We start from the raw sequence: 19,235 nt of genomic DNA, 5'->3' as shown, positions 1-19,235 counted from the left end.
TTCGATCTAGCCGATGTCGAGGGGGTCCATGCGGACCCATACCGGTTCGGATGGGCCTCGGGACATGCGCAGGGCCTGGGCGGCCTTGAGGGCTGCAGCCAACTCGGCTCCGCGGCCTGGCGATACGCGCAGCAGGATGCGTTCGCGGCGTTCCTCGGGCGGCGGGCCGACCTGCGCGCGGGTGGTTCCGCCCCAGAGGGGGATGTCGGTGGACGCCTCGGCCGGGGGGCGCTCTATCGCGGCCCTGGCGGCGGCGGACTTGGCGCGGGTCTTCGCGTTGCGGGCGGGCGTGGCGACCGCGGGTCGCGGCGGGAGCGGGGCCGGGACCGGGCCGAGGATGTCGGTGTCCTGCGGCAGGCGTACGAGGCGCATCAGGTCGGCGACGGCGGTCGGCGAACCGGTCACCGACGCCATGCGCGAGACGGGCGGCAGCCCGAGCTCGTGGCGTTCGCCGAGTTCCGTACGGGCGAACCCCTGCGGGTCCCAGCGCACCAGCGCCTGCACCGCGCGCAGCGTCGGCTCGGCCACGATGACCACCGCGCCGCCGGCCGACGCAGGGCGTACGAGGGACGCAGCCGCCAGCCAGCGCCGCAGCGCCTCCTCGCCCGCGCGCAGGTCGGGGCGGTTGAGCAGCAGCCAGCCGTCGAGGAGCAGCGCTGCGGCGTAGCCGCCTGCGGCCACGGGTTCGGCGCCCGGGGTGGCCACGACGAGGGCCGGGACGTCGGGGACGACGGAGAGCACCGCGTCGCGTCCCGATGTGCGGACCGGCACGCGCGGGAAGGCCCGGCCCAGCTCCTCGGCGGTCCGGCGCGCGCCGACGATACTCGCGCGCAGCTGCGCTCCACCGCACTCCTGGCAGCGCCATCCCACCTCGTGGCGCCCGCACCACGAGCACACCAAGGCGCCGTCGGAGCCGGTCAGTTCGAGCGGGCCCGCGCATCCGCCGCAGCGCGCTGAAGCGCGGCAGCGCTGGCACGCCGCGTGCGGCACATACCCGCGCCGCGGCACCTGCACGAGCACCGGGCCGGTCTCCAGGCCGCGCCGGGCGATGTCCCAGGCGAGAGATGGCAGCCGCGCGGTGCGGGCGGCTTCGTCGCGGGCGACGTCCAGGTCTCCGACGGTGCGTACGAGCGGGGCTGCGGCGCGCACTTCGGTACGCACCGCCTCGAGTGGCTGCGCCCACCCCGACCGCACCAGCTGGGCGGCGTCGACGGAGGTGGTCAGGCCGCCGACCAGGAACGCCGAGCGTTCGCGCAGGGCGCGGACGACCAGGACCTCGCGTACGTGCGGCTGCGGGGCGTGGAGTTCGGCGTGCGCGGAATCGCCGTCGTCCCACAGCGCGACCAGGCCGAGGTCGGCGACCGGCGCGAACATCGCGGCGCGTGTGCCCACCACGGCTTTGACCGTGCCGCGGCTGACCGCAAGCCAGCGGCGGTAGCGCTCCTCGGGGCCGGCGTCCGCGGTCAGGGCGATGTGGCGGCCGCGGCCGAGGAGGTGCTCGAGTGCCTCGTCGACGCGGCCGACGGCCTTGCCGTCCGGCAGCACGACGAGCGCGCCGCGGCCGGCGGCCAGGCAGGTGGCCATGAGGCGCGCGATTTCGTCCGGCCAGGTCGGGCCGGGCAGCGCGGTCCAGACGCTGCGGGGCGACTCCCCTGCGGAGAGCGCGTCCAGGATGTCCTGGCCGCCTTCGTAGCGCGCCCAACTACCGGTCTCGGGACGCGGCGGGGCGGGCAGCGGCTCCTCGGCGGGTTCGGCCTCCACGCGGGCGTGCCGCGGCGGGAGGGCGAGCGAGAGGACGTCGGCGAGGGTGCCGGCGTACCGGTCGGCGACCGCGCGGGCGAGGTCGAGCATGCGGTCGGGCAGGACGGGCTCCGGGGACAGCACGCGCTCGATGCGCGCGAGCGGCCCCGAGTAGTCGCTGGTCGCGAGGCGTTCGACGATGATCCCGTCGATCAGCCCGCCCCCGCGCCGCCGGTCGCCTGCGGCGTGGCCGCCGAAGCGCACGCGGACCCGTACGCCGGGTTGCGCGTCCGCGGACATCGACGCGGGCACGGCGTAGTCGAAGAACTGGTCGAGATGCGACAGGGCCTTGTCGACGACGATCCGCGCGACGGGCAGCTCGGCGGCGAGCTCGGGCTGCTTCTTGGGCTTCGCCGACTTCACGGCACTGCGGGCCGCCTTGCGCGCGGACGCGACGGAGATCTCCAGCTGCTCGCCGGGAGCAGTGGATTCGTCGCCCGCCGGACCCTCTGCGCTGTGCTCGCCCACCTGCCGATTTTCGCAGACCAGAAGGACACCGCTTCAGCCGCCACGCCCCCACCGCCCCGGTTCGCGGTCGCCTGGGGCCGACGGCCGGGTCAGACGTGCTCCAGGTGCTCGTGCAGGTAGGCCAGGACGTGGTCGAGGAAGGCTTGGAGGTCGGGGAACGACGTCCGAATATTGCACTCGTCCACGTCGTACTCGGGGTACATGAACGACCCGCCGCCCACCTCGTGCACCCGGCCGTCGGCCATCATCAGGATCAGGTCGCCGCCGCCGTTGCTGCCGAAGACGAAAACCTCGCCCGCCAGAGCGCCGACGATGCGCGTCGGGAACGCATCGGACTCCTCGGTCACCGACCGCACCGGCTCGATCCTGAACCCGTTGTGCACGTCCATCAACCACGCCTCGGCCACCACGCGGTAGAACTCCGCCAACGGCTCCGGCAGCTTGCGGCCGCCTACAGCCGGCGGCCCTGCGTCTGCGCCGGAAAGCGCCACGTGGTTGTCGGTCGGCTCGAAGCCGAACGTCGCCTCGAACACCGGCATCAGCCGCGCCAGGCCCGCCGACATCGCGTCCGCCCACGCACGGACCGCCTGCTCGCTCACATACGTCCTTCACTCTCGCCCGATGCGGCCGACAGCCTCGCAGGCCGGACCGACGGGTCCGGCGCCCGGGCGAGAGCAGGCTGTCGGGCTGCCGGGCTATCTTCTCCGGATGCCCACCGAACGCTCTGCCTGCCGTTGCGTCGTCTGCCGTGACTACGGGGACCGCGACGCGCGGGACTCCTTCGAGCTGCGGATCGCCGAGCTGGTGGAATCCCCCGGCTGGATGGTCGCCGCGGTGCCCGCCGACGACCAGGGGGACGCCTTCGCGTACACGATCGGCCTGCGCCACAGCTTCGGGACGCCCGAGGTGGCGATGTTCGGGCTGGACCCGTACCTCATGCAGGAACTGCTCAACGTCCTCGGTGAGAAGGCCGCAGCCGGCCTGCCGCTCGCGGACGGCTCGCGGCACGGTGACGTCATCGACGGGCACGACGTCCTGCTGCGCCAGGCGAGGGGCGGCTGGTACCCGGCGTTCTTCGGCCGCGCGCTGTCGTTCTACCGGGCTCCGTTCCCCGTCCTCCAGGTGCTGTGGCCGGACCGCAAGGGGCGTTTCCCCGGTGAGCCGGACGTGGATGACAGCGTCCGCGCCCGCCAGCCGCAGACGTGGCTGCGGCCGACCGAGCATGCCGACGATGCCTGGAAGGCGCTCGTCGCCGACTGAGCCGGCCGGCACCGGACGACGCGCGTCAGGACGCAGCGGCAGCTGCCTGGCGGATTGCGCTGACGGCTGCCGTCGGCGCGTACCCCTCGGGCACGCCGTCGATCATGATGATGTCGCCCTTGATGTGCCGCTTCCTCAGCGGCGCCAGCTCGCGATACGCGGGCGAGTCCCACCACGCGCGGGCCGCCTCGATGTCGGGGAAGCCGAGCATCACGACGCCCCCGGGCCAGCTGCCTTCCTTCACCTCGTGCTGGGCGAAGTGCACGAGGTAGCGGCCTCCGTACGGCGCCATCGTGCCCGGCAGACGCTCGATGTAGTCGGCGATGTCCGTGTGCGGCGCGGCGTCCTGCAGGTGGGCGATGACGTACGCGGTCATGGGGTCCGTCCCTTCGTCGGCCGCTGCGCTGCTGCAGCGGCTTCGTGGGAACGAAATTACGGACGCCCGCCCGGCGCGGAATCAGTCGCGGATCAGTACTTCGGCGCTCAGAGGCAGGAACCCGGCACCGATACGCGAGTCATCCGGCCCTCCACCACACGCTGCAGGAGACCGCGGAGCTGCTCTCGCTCGTCCGGAGTCAGGTCGGCGAGGAGGTCCTCCTCGACGGCGGCGACGACAGGGGCGGAGCGGGTCAGTACGCGGCGTCCCGCGGGGGTCATCGTGACCACGCGGGCCCGCCGGTCGGCCGGGTCGGGGCGGCGCTCGACGAGCTTCTTGCGTTCGAGCTGGTCGAGGACCGGGATGAGGGTGCTCTTGTCGAGCCCGGCCTTCTGCGCGATCGCCAGCTGGGTGGGGGCGCCCTCGGCGATCGCGGTGAGCGCGACCTGTTCGCGGACGGTCAGGTCCACGGCCTCGCCCAGCCGCTGCTCCTCGGTCTGCTTCACGACGTGGCCGGCGACCGACAACAACAGGGCGAGGTGCTCGCGGAGCGCGGGGACCGCCACGGGGCTTCCTCCCGGAATCGGCTGGGTTCGGATCTTCTCAGCCTAGACCGTCTCGTGGATCCCGCCCGGCCGACCGACGGGCCGGGCGGGCGGACCCGGTCGGCCGGACGCGGCCGGCCGGGCGGGATCCGCAGCCGCTGCCGTTCAGCCGAGGAACTCCGCGATCAGCCGCACGACTTCCTCCGGCTGCTCCTCGGGAAGGTAGTGGCCGCTCTTTGCCAGTTCGACCACGCGTACGTCAGGCCCCTTGGCGGGCAGCGCCGACGCCAGATACCCGTAGTTGCTGTGGTCGCCGCCGATCCCGAGGACGGGCATCGCGAGCGGGCCGTGCGTCTTCTCGTCCTCGATATCGCGCATGAACTCCTGGTACCAGGCGTTCCCGGCCCGGACCGCATCCGGCGTGGCGTAGGCCTGCGCGTAGACGTCCCGGTCGTGGTCGCCGATGGACGTGGGGTCCAGCAGCATGTAGTCGAACAGTGCGTCGATCCAGGCCCTTTCGCGGCCGGCGAGCAGGGTCTCGGGCAGGCCGCGCACCTGGTTGAGCGCGAACCACCACAGGTAGACGCGGGAGCCCACCCGGAAGTCGCCGTCCACGTGCTGGTCGGGCTGGGGCAGCAGGGACAGCCCGTACATGTCCTGGTCCGGGTGGTGGACGTCCATCAGGACGAGCTTGTCGACGGCCTCGGGGTGGTTGGCGGCGAGCGACTGGGCGACCATCGCGCCGATGTCGTGGCCGGCGATGCTCGCCTTGGCGTGGCCGAGGTGCTGCAGGAGTGCGCGGATGTCCTCGGCCATGGTGCGCTTGTCGTAGCCGCTGTGCGGCTTGCCGGACCCGCCCATCCCCCGCAGGTCGACGGCGATCACCCGGTACCGGCGGGCCAGTTCCGGCATGACCTTGTGGAACTGCCACCAGGTCTGCGGCCACCCGCCCAGCAGGACCAGTGGATCGCCCTGCCCGCCGATCACGTAGTGCAGGTCGACCCCGTTGACCTCGGCGTGCCGGCTGGTGAAGTCCCCGTCCAGGGAACGGGCCAGCTCCGCATCGGTGCGCACGTGTGCCATGACGACTCCATATCTTCTGAGTTCGGATCATCTGAGATGAGAATCTAGAGGCGCATTGATCTCAAGTCAAATGATCTGAACCAAGAACATATGAAGGCCGGCCGCGCCGTGGGGTTGGATGGATGCCATGAACTGTTTCGGCGGCCCGGGCACCGAGCTGGAGCTGACCAACGGCGGCACCGAGGTGTTCGTCGAGGTCATGATGCTCGCCGTCAGCGCGACGGCCGGAGCGCCGAGCGAGTACCGGTTCGCCGCACTGATGGCCGCACAGGACCAGAACATGAGGGGACGCGGCTGCGTCGGCTTCGATCTGGACGAGATCACCTGGGGGCCCACCGCCGACGAGCAGGCTCGGGTGCGGCGCTTCATCCTCGACACCGTCGACCTCGCGGCGAGCGGGCACCGCTGGTCCGAGCTGGGTTACGAACCGCCTTACGCTCTCGACTACTTGCGCCGCTTCCGCGGCATGGTCGAGGCGTTCACCCCACCGCTCACCCCGCCCCTCGCCCCGCCGCTCGCCCCACCCCTCGACCGGACGCCACCCACCGAACCGGACGACCCCGACGACCCCGCTCTGGCGACCTGCCTCACGCACCGCGTCCTCGCGCTTGGCGAGTGGGGCGGCACCTGCGTGTTCTGCACGCGCTGACCGACGGCCGCGCGGGTACGCTGACCGCGCCCCCTGAGACACCGGGGGCGGGACCGCAGCGGCCCCGCCCCTGATGGTGCAACCTGCCTCACGCAGCCGCGAGTTCCTCCAGCAGCCCGGGACGGCTCGGCGCCCAGCCCAGCTCCGCCCGCGCCTTGGCGCTGCTCGCAGCCTGGTCCAGCAGGAACGCGTCGACCATCACGCTCCAGTACTGCCGGGCGTCCTCCGGGTCCCAGCCCTGGACCTGCACGCCGTACCTGCCGGCGACGACCCCGGCCGCATCGCGCACCCGTACGGGCTCGCCGGCCACGCCGAGGTAGACCGATCCGGCCGGGGCCTTCTCCACCGCGAGTGCGTACAGGTCGCCGAGGTCGTCGGCGTGCACGAGCGCCCAGCGGTTGGATCCGTCGCCGAAGTGCCGGACCGCTTTTCCGCCTTCGCCGTCCTGCGGGGCGAGGAGCATCGGGACGTACCCGCGCCCGCCGCCGTAGACCAGGCCGGCCCGGATCCGGACCGTGCGGACACCGCGGGACGCCGCCGCCAGGAGCCGGTCCTCGACCGCCGGCCGCCACGCCACCACCATCGGCGGGTCGAACGGCGACTCCTCGGTCGACGGCGCCGCCCCCGCATTGCCGTGCAGCCAGAGGCCGCTGGTGTAGACGAGCGGCTTGCCGGTGCCCTCGAACGCCTCGATCAGGTCGTCGACCACTATGTGATCGAGCTCGCCGGCGCGTTCGTCGTTGCTGGACGCCGCATGCACGGCCGCGTCCGCGCTCCGGGCCGCTTCCGCCAGCGCCCCGGCCTCGAACAGGTCGACCGGGAGCACTTCGACACCGTCCGGGGCCTGCGACCGCGAGCCGGCCGAGACCGTCCCGACGACCGTGTGGCCGCGCCGCAGCAGCGACCGGGCGACAGCACTGCCGATGGCCCCCGAAACGCCCGTCACCAATACCCGCATGCTGGAGCTCCCCTCGATTTCTAACAACGTTAGATTTCGAGAGTAGATCATCTCCGCAGAGTTGTCTAACATCGTTAGAAAATGAGCGGCAGGAGGACCGGATGCCCGCAGGGCAGTACAGGGTCAAGGGCACGGCGGACGAACGCGCCCAGGCCAGGGAGCAGTTGCGCGCCGAGTTGCTGGCCGCCGCCCGGGCGGCGGCCGCCGAGGGCGGCGGCTTCGAGAACGTCACCATGCGGGCGGTGGCCGACCGGGTCGGCTACACGGCGCCGATCGTCTACCAGTCCTTCGCGAACAAGCGGGCGCTGCTGCTGGGCGTCGTCGACGTCGGCTTCGCCGAGTTGGCCGACCGCCTCGACGCGGCCCGCGGCGCGGTGGATGCGGAGGCCGGCATGCTGCCCGCAGTCGCGGCGGCCTACTGGGAGTTCGCGGCCGCCGATCCGCACCTGTACCGGCTCATGCACAACCTCCCCGACGTCCCCTTCGGCACCCCGGACGCCCCGCCCTCGGCCATCCGGTGCTTCGAGGTCCTCAAGGACACCGTCCGGACCGCTGCGCCCGGCCACCCCGCGACCGCGTACGACGACGACGCGGCCGCCGATCTCCTCTGGGCCCACTTGCACGGGCTCGTCAGCCTCACGCTCGAGGGCCGCATCAAGGGCGGGCCGGCCCGCGGGCGCGACCTCCTCACGGAACTCACCGCCGCCTTCGCGAGCGCCCGGGCCACGCCCTAAGAGCCTTATCCCGCAGCGCCATTCTCCGGATGGCGGTGGAGGCACAGCTCGACCGCGCCGAGAAGGGCGGCGGGCGGGCCGAAGACCCAGATGGGCCAGAAGTACACCGGGCCCTGACTGACCAGGACGAGCAACCAGATCACCGTGTTGACGAAGGTGACCGCGAGGACCGCCGTCCACAGCCCGCGCATGAGCTGCCGGGCCGTGGTGCCGCGGCGCTCGGGCTCTGCGTACTGCGGTGGCGGGGCCGGCGCGGAGTACGGCGCCGGCCGCGGGGCAGGGCGCGGGACGGCGAGCGGCGGGACGGCGTTCCGCGCGGCCAGGCCCGGGTTGCGGGCCGCGGCGCGCAGCACCTCCACCTCGTACTCCAGATGCTCCGGCGGTGGCAGATCCTTCAGCAGGACGGCCAGTTCGCCCAAGGTGACGGCACCGTACGCGGACCCGACGCGGTCGGTGAATTCGTCCAGCGTCAGGCGTCCCTGGTCGTGGTGGTTCCGCAGAAGGTCGACCGCGGCCTCGCGGTCGACGTCGGATGCCCGCATGGCAGGTTCCCTCAGCATGCTCCGAGGCTAGGGACCGGGGCCGCCCCGAAACATGGGGCTAGCCCCACTGTCGGCCGGGGATACGCCCTACTGGCGCGGATGCAGCCGCGGACGGGCCGGGGCACCGCGCAACGGCGGCGCCCGCCCGCCGCACTCACGTGACGGCGGGCGAACACCCCCGAGGCAACCGCTACTTCACGTCCTTGACCTTGATCACGAACAGTGCCCCGGCGATCCCGATGAGGCCGGCCGTCCAGAACATCCCCTCATAGCCCGCGGCGTCGACGATCCACGCCGCGACGAACGGGGCCGCCACCTGCGGGGCCGCGTTGGCGATGTTGATGATCCCCATGTCCTTGCCCGCGTCGCGGTTGTTGGGCAGCACCTGGGTGATCAGGGCCATGTCGACGGCCATGTACATGCCGAACGCGAAGCCGTTGGCGATGTTGAACGCGGTGAGGCCGCCGACCGTGGGCCACCACAGCGGGATCATCAGCGAGATGCCCGAGGCGATGCCGGACGCCAGCACAAAGGGCTTGACCTTGCGGACCCGGTCGGCGACCTTGCCGATGACCAGGGAGGCGACGATGGTGGCGGCGGCGCTGACCACCAGCAGGTAGCCGGTGACCGGATTGACGTCCTCCTCGGGCACCTTCACGTAGTCGATCAGCATGAAATAGCTGTAGATCAGCGTGATGAAGTACCCGGTCATGACGCCGAAGCGGGACAGGAACGCCCACGCGAAGTCGGGGTACTTGCGCGGGGAGACCCAGAAGCCGGCGAGGAAGTCCTTGAGGACGAACTTCTCGACGGCCATCCCCTTGCTGGACGGCTCGGGCGAGACGAACGCGAACACCAGCGCGCCGAGCACGACGGCGCCGGCCAGCAGGTAGTAGCCGTTGGCCCCGGTGAACTTGCCGCCGAAGCCGCCGAGCACGCCGTCCCCGCCGAGCCGCGACATGTCGACGCCGCCGATGACGAACGCCGTCAGCAGGATGGCGATCGGCGAGGCGAGGCCGATGAGGCCGGAGAAGATGCCGTACTTCGCGGGCGGGACCCGGTCCGGCATGGCCGCGGTGATGCCGGCCTGGTAGCCGTTCAGGATGAACTGGACCGTACCCCAGGTGAGTCCGAGCATCAGGATCGAGTCGGCCTTGGCCTGCCCGATGAGGGCGAGGGCCGCCATTCCGGCGCAGGCGAGGACCCAGGGGGTACGGCGGCCGAACCGGGACCGGGTGCGGTCCGACAACTGGCCGAAAAGCGGGTTGCCGATGGCGGCGAGTGCGGCGCCGATCGCCGACGCGTTCTTCAGCGCGTCCGGGTCGGTGTCGCCCGTGATGCCCATGACCTGGATGGGGATCAGGAAGGAGCCCGCGCCCATCCACACCAGCCACAGTGCGACGTTCGCGAACGGCAGGGTGAAGTACAGCGGCGCGATCCGGTCGCGTCCGCCGGCGGAAGGTGCCGCGCCGGGTGCAGTGGACGGCGGGTCGACGCCGTCGCGGGCCTCGAGGGAGGTCTGCGTCATGAGGGTGATCGGTCTTTCGTCGTGGGTCCGCCGCGCAGTGGCCCTGAGGACCCGGCCCCGAGCACGGCGGAAGGCAGGCGAATCAACATTCATGTCAACGCCGCTGACATATGCCAGCGGCGAAATCATGCCTGCTGGAACGTTCCCGCACCAGGCAGTAGGTTTTCGGATCGCGCATCGATCCGATATCGGTTCCGGCCACCGCGGCAGGACCGCCGGGCCACGCGCGGCGCGGGCGCATGCGCGAGGGCGCGGCGCGGGGGCGCCCTCGGCGTCGTCTGCCAGACTGGGGAGGTCCACGCCTCGGGCGGAGTCGTCCCGGGCCGGTACGAGGGAAGGCGACCGCGGTGAGCACCGATGACGGCGGCGGAGAGCGCGACCTGCGCGTGCTCCTGGGGAGCATGGAGCCTGAACTCAACTCGGGTTCATGGGTGTTCACGACCGTGGCCGGACCGGTCCCGGACGGGCTCGACCCGGTGGTGACGGTCGCCGAGGCCGAGGGCACGACGCTGGTCCTGCCCCGGGCGCAGGCCGACGCCGCGGGGCTGGCCTACGACTTCGTCGCGGCGTGGATCACGCTGCGGGTGCATTCGGCGCTGGACGCGGTCGGGCTGACCGCGGCGTTCGCGAACCGGCTCGCGGACCTCGGCATGAGCTGCAACGTGGTCGCGGGCTTCTTCCACGACCACCTGTTCGTCGCGGAGGCGGACGCCGAGCGGGCGATGCACGCGCTGCGCGCTCTCGCGCACGAGCACCGGCCCTGACGGCGCGCCGGGGCGGCGGCACACCCGGACCGCGAATCAGGCGGTCGGCGCGCGGCGGGCCGCAGCCGAGGCAAGCGGGAAACAGACGCGTGCGAGCCGCTGAGACGAACATCGGCGTGGGGACGCAGCAGACGGGCCCCGCCACGCGAACGGCCGCGCCAGGCGAACGGCCCCGCCAGGCGAACGGCCCGGCGCCCCCTCGGGGGCGGCCGGGCCGTTGTGCTGCTGGTGCGCAGGGCGCGCCGGGTCAGGACCCGACGGCTGCCTTCAGGGCGTCCACGCGGTCGGTGCGCTCCCAGGTGAAGTCCGGGAGGTCGCGGCCGAAGTGGCCGTACGCCGCGGTCTGCGAGTAGATCGGGCGGAGCAGGTCCAGGTCGCGGATGATCGCGGCGGGGCGCAGGTCGAAGACCTGGGACACGGCCTCCTGGATGCGCTCGACCGGGAGCGACTCGGTGCCGAAGGTCTCGATGAACAGGCCGACCGGCTCGGCCTTGCCGATCGCGTACGCGACCTGCACCTCGCAGCGGCGGGCCAGGCCGGCCGCCACGACGTTCTTGGCGACCCAGCGCATCGCGTACGCGGCCGAGCGGTCGACCTTGGACGGGTCCTTGCCGGAGAAGGCGCCGCCGCCGTGCCGGGCCATGCCGCCGTACGTGTCGATGATGATCTTGCGGCCGGTCAAGCCGGCGTCGCCCATCGGGCCGCCGATCTCGAAGCGGCCGGTCGGGTTGACGAGCAGGCGGTAGCCCTCGGTCTCGATGCCGAGGCCGGCCAGCTCGGGCTCCACGACGTACTCGCGGATGTCCGGGGCGAGCAGCGAGTCCAGGTCGATGTCCGCGGCGTGCTGCGAGGAGACGACCACGGTGTCGAGGCGCACCGGGCGGTCGCCGTCGTACTCGATGGTGACCTGGGTCTTGCCGTCCGGGCGCAGGTACGGGATGGTCCCGTTCTTGCGCACCTCGGACAGGCGCTTCGCGAGCCGGTGCGCGAGCGTGATCGGCAGCGGCATGAACTCGGGCGTGTCGTCGCAGGCGTAGCCGAACATCAGGCCCTGGTCGCCCGCGCCCTGGCGGTCCAGCTCGTCCTCGTCGCCCTCGACGCGCGCCTCGTAGGCGTCGTCGACGCCCTGCGCGATGTCCGGGGACTGCGAGCCGATCGAGATCGAGACGCCGCAGGAGGCGCCGTCGAAGCCCTTCTTCGAGCTGTCGTAGCCGATCTCGAGGACGCGGTCGCGCACGATGGTGGGGATGTCGGCGTAGCCCTTGGTCGTCACCTCGCCGGCGACGTGGACCTGGCCGGTGGTGATCAGCGTCTCGACGGCGACCCGGGACTTCGGGTCCTCCTTGAGGAGCGCGTCCAGAATGGAGTCGCTGATCTGGTCGGCGATCTTGTCCGGGTGACCTTCGGTCACGGACTCCGAGGTGAACAGTCGACGGGACACTTGGCTCCCCTTGGGTTGCAGCGGCTGCTGGCTGACGACAACGCGCTGGTTAACGCGCGTGTCGCCGGAATTCTGGCCCGAGTGTAACCGCATGGACATGTCCGACGTACCTGCCGTCCCGCCTTGCGGACGGCGTGTCGTTCCTCACGCCCTGTCAGCGGCCCGCGGGGGCAGCAGCGGCACGACGCGGTCCCATACGGCGTCGGCCAGATCCTCCTTCGGTCCGAACGGCACCGGGGTCTCGGTGCCGTCCGCGCCGAGGACCACCGCTTCGTTGCCGTCCGCCCCGAAGGTGCGGGTCTCGCCGACCTCGTTGACCACGAGCAGGTCGCAGCCCTTGCGGGCGAGCTTGGCGCGGCCGTGCGCGAGGACGTCGTCGGTCTCGGCGGCGAAGCCGACCACGACCTGGCCGGGGCGGGGCCGCTCGCGGGAGATCTCGGCCAGCACGTCGGGGTTCTTCACCAGGGCGATCGGGTCGGGCTCGGCATCGGTCTTCTTGATCTTGCCGCCCGCGTAGGCCACCGGCCGGAAGTCGGCGACGGCCGCGGCCATGACCACGCAGTCCGCGTCGGCGGCGGCCTTGACCACGGCCTCGCGCAGTTCGACCGCGGTGCCGACCGGGACGACGTCGGCGCCGGCCGGGTCGGCGAGACCGACGTTGGCGGCGACGAGCGTGACGCGGGCGCCGCGGGCCAGCGCGGTGCGGGCCAGGGCGTAGCCCTGCTTGCCGGAGGAGCGGTTGCCGAGGAAGCGCACCGGGTCGAGCGGTTCGCGGGTGCCGCCCGCGGAGATGACGATGTGCCGGCCGGCGAGGTCGGGCTCCTGGTTGCCGCGGACCAGCGCGCGGCGGGCGGTGCGGAAGATCTCCTCGGGGTCGGGCAGCCGGCCCTTGCCGGTGTCCTTGCCGGTCAGCCGGCCGACCGCCGGTTCGAGGACGATCGCGCCGCGGGCCCGCAGGGTGGCCACGTTGGCGCGGGTGGCCGGGTGCTCCCACATCTCGGTGTGCATCGCGGGGGCGAACACCACGGGGCAGCGGGCCGTGAGGAGGGTGTTGGTGAGCAGGTCGTCGGCGAGGCCGTGGGCGGCCTTGGCGAGGATGTCGGCGGTGGCCGGGGCGACGACGACGAGGTCGGCGGCCTGGCCGATGCGCACGTGCGGGACCTCGTGCACGGCGTCCCAGACGTCGGTGGCGACGGGCTGCCCGGACAGCGCGGCCCAGGTCGGCGCGCCCACGAACTTCAGTGCGGAGGCGGTGGGCACCACGCGCACCTCGTGCCCGGACTCGGTGAAGCGGCGCAGGACGTCGCACGCCTTGTAGGCGGCGATCCCGCCGGCGACGCCGAGGACCACGCGCGGGCGGGACTCGGTGGTCTCAGAGGTCATCGCTGCTTCTCCTGCCGGCCTGCGGAATGTGCGAACGGCGAGGCCCCGGACCGGGTGCCTCCCACGGCCTCCGAGCGTAGCGACGCCGCCGCGGAGGCGGCGAACCGGCGGGCCCGGACGGGCGTCGCGGGCTGCGGGGTTGAGTACGAGTACGGATATCCGGACGGCCGGAATCCGGCGACAGTGGTGCCACGGCAAGAAGCAGCGACAACGCGGCAGGGCCGTGGCGGCGGGGGCTCCACGAGCGGGTGCGGTCGATCACCCGCGGACCACACGTCCGAACCATGTTCAGGGCCGCCCGCGCAGCGGGTTCCCGGGGAGACGACCATGATCGACATCGAATTGCTGGCCGATCCGGCCAGATGTCCGGACTGTGCGGGCGGGCTGAACCTGCCCCGGCCGGCGTACTGCGAGCACTGCGGTCTGCCGCTCGCCGGGCCGCTGGCCCTGGCGTTGTGGAAGGTCAGCGGCGACGCGCGGCGGGTGCTGGAGCAGCGCGAGGCGCTGCTGCGGCAGTTGCGCGCGACGGCGGCCCCTCGGTGGTCCGTGGAGCTGGGCACCGCGCGCTACGCGGCGGCTCCGGCGGCGGACGCCGAGGCCCCGGCAGCCGCGGCCGCTCCGGCCGCCGGCACCGCGGCGGGATCAGGCACCGGCGTGGGCGCGGGTACGAGCAGCGGCAGGCACGCGGCGCATGCCGGTGTCCCCCGACCGACTCCCCCGTCCCCGGCCTTCGGCGCCGCGGCCGACGGCCCTTCGCACGACCCGTACGCCGCTTTCGGCCGCAACACCCGGCATTCCGCCGCGGCTGCCGCGGCCCCGGCGCGGCCCGCCGACCCCGAGGTCACGCGGCGCCGCATCGCGCGGTTCTTCCTGGGCACCGGCGTCCTGCTGCTGATCGTGGCCGCGATCGTGTTCGTGGCGGTCACGTGGCAGCGCTCCGGGACGGTCGGCCGGGCCGTCGTCATGGCCCTCATGCTGGTCGCCTTCGCGACCGGCGCGGCGGTCGCCGAGCGCCGCGAACTCCCCTTGACCGCAGAGGCCTTGGGGGCCGTCTCGGTCGCCATGGGGCTGCTCGACGGGTACGCGGCATGGGCCGCGGACCTGGCAGGCCTGCGCGGCGTGGACGCGATGGTCGCGACGGCCGCGACCCTGGGCGCGGTCGGCGGCGCGGCGTGGGCGGGCAGCCGGGTCCTCGGCCTGAAGTCGCTGCGGATCTCCGCGGCACTGCTGCTGCAGGCGCCGATCCCGCTGCTGGCCGGGCGGATCGGCATCGCGCAGGACTCGGTGCTGCCGCTCGCGGTCGGCTTCGCGCTCCAGGCGGTCGGCGAAATCGCGCTGCTGCGCTGGGCGTTCCGTACCGGTGCCGGAGTCGGCCCGGATGTCGTCGCGGACGGGCGGCAGGCCGAGGGCGGCGTAGTGCCGCCGGCGTACCTGCCCGAGTCCCCGGCGGTGCGCATCGCGCTCATCGGTGCCGTGGCGTACTGGCTGGCCGCTTTCGGGCTGTGCTTCATCGAGGCCGGCGGCGGCGCGGCGGGCGGCGTGATGCTGTTCGCCGCGGTGGCTGCGGCGTGCTCCGCGCGGCTCATGCACCGGTTCACGGCGATCCGGCACGCTGCCGCAGGCGCGGCGGCGACCTCGCTGTATGCCGCGGTCCTGCTCGCGGGTGCCGCGCTGCCGCGCCAGGACGACGCGGACCCGCTGCCGCTGGCCTGGGGCCCCGCGTTCCTCGGTCTCCTGACGCTGGCCATGGTCGGGCTCGTGCATGTGCTGCCCCGCGCGTACCGGCCGGGTCCGGTGGCGGTCCTGACCGTTCCGTTCGCGGTGAGCGCGGTGACCGCCGTGCTGGCGGTCGCTGCGACGCTCGGCCCGGTCGCGTGGCTGACGCAGCCGTGGACCGGCGACCCGGAACTGTCGGGGGCGCGGGCGCTGCTGACGCCCGAACGGCACTGGGCCTTCGGCGCGGCGACACTCCTGGCCGTCCCGGTGTGCGCGCTGATCGTGCTGGCCTGGGCGCGGCTGTCCGGACCGGTGCGCTGGTGGCGGACGCTGGCGGCGGCCGGGGTCGCCGCCGAGGCGGCCGTGCTGCCGGCGTCGCTCGACTTCCCGCTGCCGGTGGCGGTCGGGTACGTCATGGCCGCGGGTGCCGCGGGCATCGCGGCAAGCCGGTTCGTGCGGCTGCCCGACCTGACCGCGGCCGCGGTGCGGGGTGCCGGGATCGTGCTGTTCGCGGTCGGGGCGGCGTGGTCGCTGGCGCGGCCGGGCCTGTCCGTCGCGGCGTTCGGCGCCGCAGCGGCTTTCCTGGTCGCGGCGGTGTGGCTGCTGCCCGCCGCGTGGCGGCCCGGGACGGCCGGGGTCGCGACCGCGCAGATGTTCGTCTGGGTGGCGCTGACCGCGCACTGGGCGGACGTGGCCGCACCGGTGTACGCGGCCGGCATCACGGTGCTGGCCGCCGTCGTCGCGGTCGGTGCGGCGGTCGGACTGCGGCGCGGCGCGTCGGGCACCGCCGGTTCCGTCCTCGCCGTGGCGGCGATGGCGGCGATCGCCGGCCTGATGCCCGCCGCGGAGCGGCCGGCGGCGCTCGCCGTGGCGTTCGGTGCACTCGCCGCGGCCATGCTCATCGGCACGCTGGTCGACGGCGGCGGGCGCGCACCGGCGTGGGCGGCTTTGGCGACGGCTTCCGCGTCGGCCTGCGCGGCGACCACCGCGCACTGGGCGGAGGTCGCCGGGCCGGTGATCGGCGCCGGGATCGCGGTGGCCGACGCGCTGGTCGTGGTCGTCGCGATGGCCGCGCAGCGCCGCCGGCCCACGATCTGCTGGGCGGTCGTGCCGGTCGCCGCGGTCGCCGCGGTCGCGGGCACGATCGCGGCGGGCGGACGTCCGGGGTCTCTCGGCGTGGCCCTCGGCGCACTCGCCGTCGCGTCGTGGTTCGGTGCCGTGGCCGACGACGGCCCCGGCAAGCCCGTGTGGGCGGTGGCCGGAACCGCGGCGACGCTCGGGTGCGCGGGCGTGACCGGCTCCTGGGCAGGGGTGGACACTCAGGCGCTCGGTGCGGGACTGGCCGTCCTGGCCTGCGCATTGATCGTCGGTGCGCTTTTCGTGCAGCGCCGGCACGCGGTCGCGGCGTGGGCCGCCCTGCCGGTGGCGGGTGCGGCCGTGGTCGGCGGGACCATCACCGCGGCGCCGGAGATCGCCGCACTTGCCGTCGGGTTCGCCGCGCTCGCGGTCGCGGCGGCGTTCGGCACGCTCGTCGATGCCGCCGAACGCAGGCCCGCGTGGGCCGTGCTGTGGGTCGGGGCGACCGTCTCCGGTACGGCGGCAGGCGCGGACGCGGCCGGCGCCGAACCGGTGTGGACGGCCTTTGCCGCCGCTGTGGTCGCGGCACTGTTCCTGGCCGCCGCGCCGCCGGTGCGCCCGCGGAAGGTGTCGCTGGTCAAGGGCGCTTACCCGTACCGGGCTTATCTGACCTGGGCGTTCGAGGCCGCTTCGGCGGGGGCGCTGGTCGTGGCCGGTGCGGGGGCGCCGCGGACCGGCTGGGCTCAGGCGGCATTCTGCGGGGTCGTGGCCGTCGCGGCTGCGACGCGGGTGCCGGAGGGCCGCTCGGCGGTGCGCACGGTGTGGGCGCCGGTGGTCGTCGCGGCCGTGGCCGCGGGTGCGGCGACGTCCGCGTACGCCGGAGGCTGGGCGGGCGGCGACGTCGCCCTGACGCTGATCGCGGTGTCCGGCGTGCTGATGGTGCTGTCCTTGCAGGTTCCGCAGAGGCTGGTGCCCGAACTCGTCCCGAGCATCGCGGTCCTGGGTCTCGCGCAGTTGGGCGGCCTCGCCGCGCTCGGCACGTACCCGGAGCGGGAGTGGATCGGTCTGGCGGTGGCCGGCGCGGCTGCCGCGCTGGTCGCCGGGCTGCCGACCGCGCGCCCGGATGCGCGGCAGCTGCGGTTGCCCGCGGCCGCGGTGGCCGTGCTCGCGCTGCTCGGCGCGTACTGGATGCGGATGGCGCTGGCGGACGTGACCGCGCCCGAGGCGTACACCGTGCCGCCGGCCCTGCTGGTGCTCGGCGCGGGTCTGTGGCTGCGCCGCACCCGTGACCCGAAGCCGCGTTCGTGGCCGGCGCTCGGTCCCGGTCTGGTCCTGGCGCTGGTGCCGCCGCTGCCGCTCGCGGTCGCGAACGAGGCCGCGCTGCGCCCGGCGCTGCTGGGCGCCGCCGCGTTCGCCACGCTGGTCCTGGGCGCCCGGCACCGGCTCCAGGCACCGCTGCTGCTGGGGTCGCTGACGCTGTCCGCGATCGCGGTGTTCCAGCTGTCGTCGCCGGTGATCGCCGCGTACCACGCACTGCCGCGGTACGTGGTGCTCGGCGGCGCGGGCCTGGCGCTGCTCGCGATCGGCATCGGCTACGAGCGGCAGCTCCGCAACCTCGCCCGCCTCGGCCGCGCGGTGCGGCGCCTCAGTTAGGCCGGGTGGCAGGCGCGCTGCTCAGGCCGACGGCTTGCGCAGCTCGTCCAGCACCTCGGCCACGCACTCGGGGTCGGCGCGGTACGGCAGGTAGAAGCCCAGCCGGTCCGCGCCGACCGAGGCGGCCCGCTCGGCCAGCGCGCGGGCCGCCTCGGCGGGCGTGCCGACCGCGACGATGCGGTTCAGGAGCGTGTCGTCCACCGCAGCCGGGATGTCGGCCCAGCGCCCGGCCTTGATCAGCGCGTGCAGCTCGGGCTGGAGGTCGCCGTACCCCTCGGCCTCCAGGACCGGCCGGTACGCCGGGGTCGAGCCGTAGAAGGCGACCATCCCCCGCGCCCCGGCCAGCGCCTTCTCGTGCTCCTCCTCGGCCCGCGCGGCGGCCACGATCACGTCGAGCACGACCGCGAAGCCGTCCCGGGACCGGCCCGCTTCGGCGAAGCCCGCCTCGACCGCCTCGCTCAGCGGGCCGCGCAGGTAGGCGGAGGTGTTGAACGGGTGCACGAGCAGGCCGTCGGCGGTGCCCGCGACCATGCGCAGCATGCGCGGCCCGACGCCGCCCGCGAGGAGCGGCGGCACGCCGTGCGGGTTGGGCCCGGGCGAGAGCGTCGGGGGCATCAGCGTCAGGTCGAAGAAGTCCCCGTGGAAGTCCAGGCGCTCGCCGGTCTGCCAGCAGGCGAGAACGGTGCGCACCGCCTCGATGGTCTCGGCCATGCGGGCCACCGGGCGCGACCAGGTGGCGCCGTACCGGCGTTCGATGTGCGCCTTGATCTGGGTGCCGAGGCCGAGCCGGAACCGGCCGCCGGACGCGAGGTGCAGGTCGTACGCGGCGTGCGCGAGGTGGACGGGGCTGCGCGGGAAGGCGACCGCGATGTTGGTCATGACGTCCAGGCCCGCGGCCGCGGCGGGGACCAGCGGCAGGAAGACGTCGTGCGGGCCCTCGAAGGTGAACACGCCGTCGAAGCCGGCGTCCTTCAGCTCGCGGGCGCGGTCCGCGGCCAGGTGCAGCGGCACGTCGAGCAGCGTGTCGACGGGCGGCGCGGCCGGGCGGGCGGCGTTCGGCAGTGCGGCGGCCGGCTCCGGCCTGACATCGGACATGCGTCAGGGATAAAGCAGATACGTGACATGGTCAAGATCCCTGCGGCGGACCGAGCCCTCGCGCGGTACCGCCGGGGACGCACCGCGGACCCGTCGGGGCGCCCGGAAACGCGTCGGGCCCGGCGCGCCCCCTTGCGGGAGCGGGCCGGGCCCGACGGCGAAA

The 19,235-nt window shown here is 73.7% G+C and carries 16 protein-coding genes; 5 read left to right on the top strand and 11 right to left on the bottom strand.

Features of this window, described 5'->3' with window-relative positions; all coding sequences use genetic code 11:
• Positions 1–6: 6 nt before the first annotated feature.
• Both LZ495_RS18135 and LZ495_RS18130 read right to left on the bottom strand, forming a co-directional pair.
• Positions 7–2,268 (bottom strand): primosomal protein N', encoded by a 2,262-nt coding sequence (locus tag LZ495_RS18135; RefSeq protein WP_308268307.1) that lies wholly within the window; start codon positions 2,266–2,268, stop codon positions 7–9.
• An 89-nt stretch (positions 2,269–2,357) separates the two neighbouring features.
• Positions 2,358–2,867, bottom strand: coding sequence for an SMI1/KNR4 family protein (locus LZ495_RS18130; protein WP_235053283.1), 510 nt, complete (start codon positions 2,865–2,867; stop codon positions 2,358–2,360).
• 109 nt (positions 2,868–2,976) lie between these two features.
• Here LZ495_RS18130 and LZ495_RS18125 point away from each other — a divergent pair, with 109 nt between their 5' ends.
• Entirely contained in the window at positions 2,977–3,528 is a 552-nt protein-coding gene (locus LZ495_RS18125; RefSeq protein WP_235053282.1) for a DUF4262 domain-containing protein, read from the top strand.
• 25 nt (positions 3,529–3,553) lie between these two features.
• Here LZ495_RS18125 and LZ495_RS18120 read toward each other — a convergent pair whose 3' ends face one another.
• From LZ495_RS18120 to LZ495_RS18110, 3 genes are all read right to left on the bottom strand, one after another.
• Positions 3,554–3,904, bottom strand: coding sequence for a DUF1330 domain-containing protein (locus LZ495_RS18120; RefSeq protein ID WP_235053281.1), 351 nt, complete (start codon positions 3,902–3,904; stop codon positions 3,554–3,556).
• A 107-nt stretch (positions 3,905–4,011) separates the two neighbouring features.
• Positions 4,012–4,470, bottom strand: a complete 459-nt coding sequence (locus LZ495_RS18115) for a MarR family winged helix-turn-helix transcriptional regulator (RefSeq protein WP_235053280.1) — start codon at positions 4,468–4,470, stop codon at positions 4,012–4,014.
• 144 nt (positions 4,471–4,614) lie between these two features.
• Entirely contained in the window at positions 4,615–5,532 is a 918-nt protein-coding gene (locus LZ495_RS18110; RefSeq protein ID WP_235053279.1) for an alpha/beta fold hydrolase, read from the bottom strand.
• Positions 5,533–5,659: 127 nt separating this feature from the next.
• Between LZ495_RS18110 and LZ495_RS18105 the strand changes: the two genes are divergently transcribed.
• On the top strand, positions 5,660–6,181 hold the full coding sequence (locus LZ495_RS18105; protein ID WP_235053278.1) for a hypothetical protein: 522 nt from the start codon (positions 5,660–5,662) through the stop codon (positions 6,179–6,181).
• 88 nt (positions 6,182–6,269) lie between these two features.
• On the opposite strand, the gene LZ495_RS18100 is transcribed toward LZ495_RS18105, so the two are convergent.
• Positions 6,270–7,139, bottom strand: a complete 870-nt coding sequence (locus LZ495_RS18100; RefSeq protein WP_235053276.1) for an NAD-dependent epimerase/dehydratase family protein — start codon at positions 7,137–7,139, stop codon at positions 6,270–6,272.
• Between the two features lie 101 nt (positions 7,140–7,240).
• On the opposite strand from LZ495_RS18100, the gene LZ495_RS18095 reads away from it, so the two are divergent.
• Complete coding sequence (locus LZ495_RS18095) at positions 7,241–7,873, top strand: TetR/AcrR family transcriptional regulator (protein ID WP_235053275.1); 633 nt, start codon at positions 7,241–7,243, stop codon at positions 7,871–7,873.
• Between the two features lie 5 nt (positions 7,874–7,878).
• Here the strand turns inward: LZ495_RS18095 and LZ495_RS18090 are convergent, their stop codons facing one another.
• Together LZ495_RS18090 and LZ495_RS18085 are read right to left on the bottom strand one after the other, a co-directional pair.
• Positions 7,879–8,433 carry a DUF1707 SHOCT-like domain-containing protein gene (locus tag LZ495_RS18090; RefSeq protein ID WP_235053274.1) on the bottom strand — a complete coding sequence of 185 codons (555 nt, stop codon included), beginning with the start codon at positions 8,431–8,433 and terminating at the stop codon, positions 7,879–7,881.
• Between the two features lie 172 nt (positions 8,434–8,605).
• Positions 8,606–9,943 (bottom strand): MFS transporter, encoded by a 1,338-nt coding sequence (locus LZ495_RS18085; protein WP_235053273.1) that lies wholly within the window; start codon positions 9,941–9,943, stop codon positions 8,606–8,608.
• Positions 9,944–10,290: 347 nt separating this feature from the next.
• Here LZ495_RS18085 and LZ495_RS18080 point away from each other — a divergent pair, with 347 nt between their 5' ends.
• Positions 10,291–10,707 (top strand): ACT domain-containing protein, encoded by a 417-nt coding sequence (locus LZ495_RS18080; protein ID WP_308268302.1) that lies wholly within the window; start codon positions 10,291–10,293, stop codon positions 10,705–10,707.
• Between the two features lie 247 nt (positions 10,708–10,954).
• Here the strand turns inward: LZ495_RS18080 and metK are convergent, their stop codons facing one another.
• Entirely contained in the window at positions 10,955–12,148 is a 1,194-nt protein-coding gene (gene metK, locus LZ495_RS18075; RefSeq protein ID WP_235053272.1) for a methionine adenosyltransferase, read from the bottom strand.
• A 144-nt stretch (positions 12,149–12,292) separates the two neighbouring features.
• A complete protein-coding gene (coaBC, locus tag LZ495_RS18070; RefSeq protein ID WP_235053271.1) occupies positions 12,293–13,531 on the bottom strand; it encodes a bifunctional phosphopantothenoylcysteine decarboxylase/phosphopantothenate--cysteine ligase CoaBC in 1,239 nt (412 codons plus the stop codon).
• A gap of 327 nt (positions 13,532–13,858) precedes the next feature.
• Here coaBC and LZ495_RS18065 point away from each other — a divergent pair, with 327 nt between their 5' ends.
• Positions 13,859–17,977 (top strand): SCO7613 C-terminal domain-containing membrane protein, encoded by a 4,119-nt coding sequence (locus LZ495_RS18065; protein ID WP_235053270.1) that lies wholly within the window; start codon positions 13,859–13,861, stop codon positions 17,975–17,977.
• A 21-nt stretch (positions 17,978–17,998) separates the two neighbouring features.
• On the opposite strand, the gene LZ495_RS18060 is transcribed toward LZ495_RS18065, so the two are convergent.
• Complete coding sequence (locus LZ495_RS18060) at positions 17,999–19,072, bottom strand: TIGR03617 family F420-dependent LLM class oxidoreductase (protein ID WP_235053269.1); 1,074 nt, start codon at positions 19,070–19,072, stop codon at positions 17,999–18,001.
• Positions 19,073–19,235: the final 163 nt, after the last annotated feature.

The sequence above is a fragment of the Yinghuangia soli genome (assembly GCF_021502675.1).
Classification (GTDB): Bacteria; Actinomycetota; Actinomycetes; order Streptomycetales; family Streptomycetaceae; genus Yinghuangia; species Yinghuangia soli.
The sequence above is the reverse complement of the archived record's forward strand: the minus strand, read 5'-3'. Positions and strand labels throughout refer to the sequence as shown.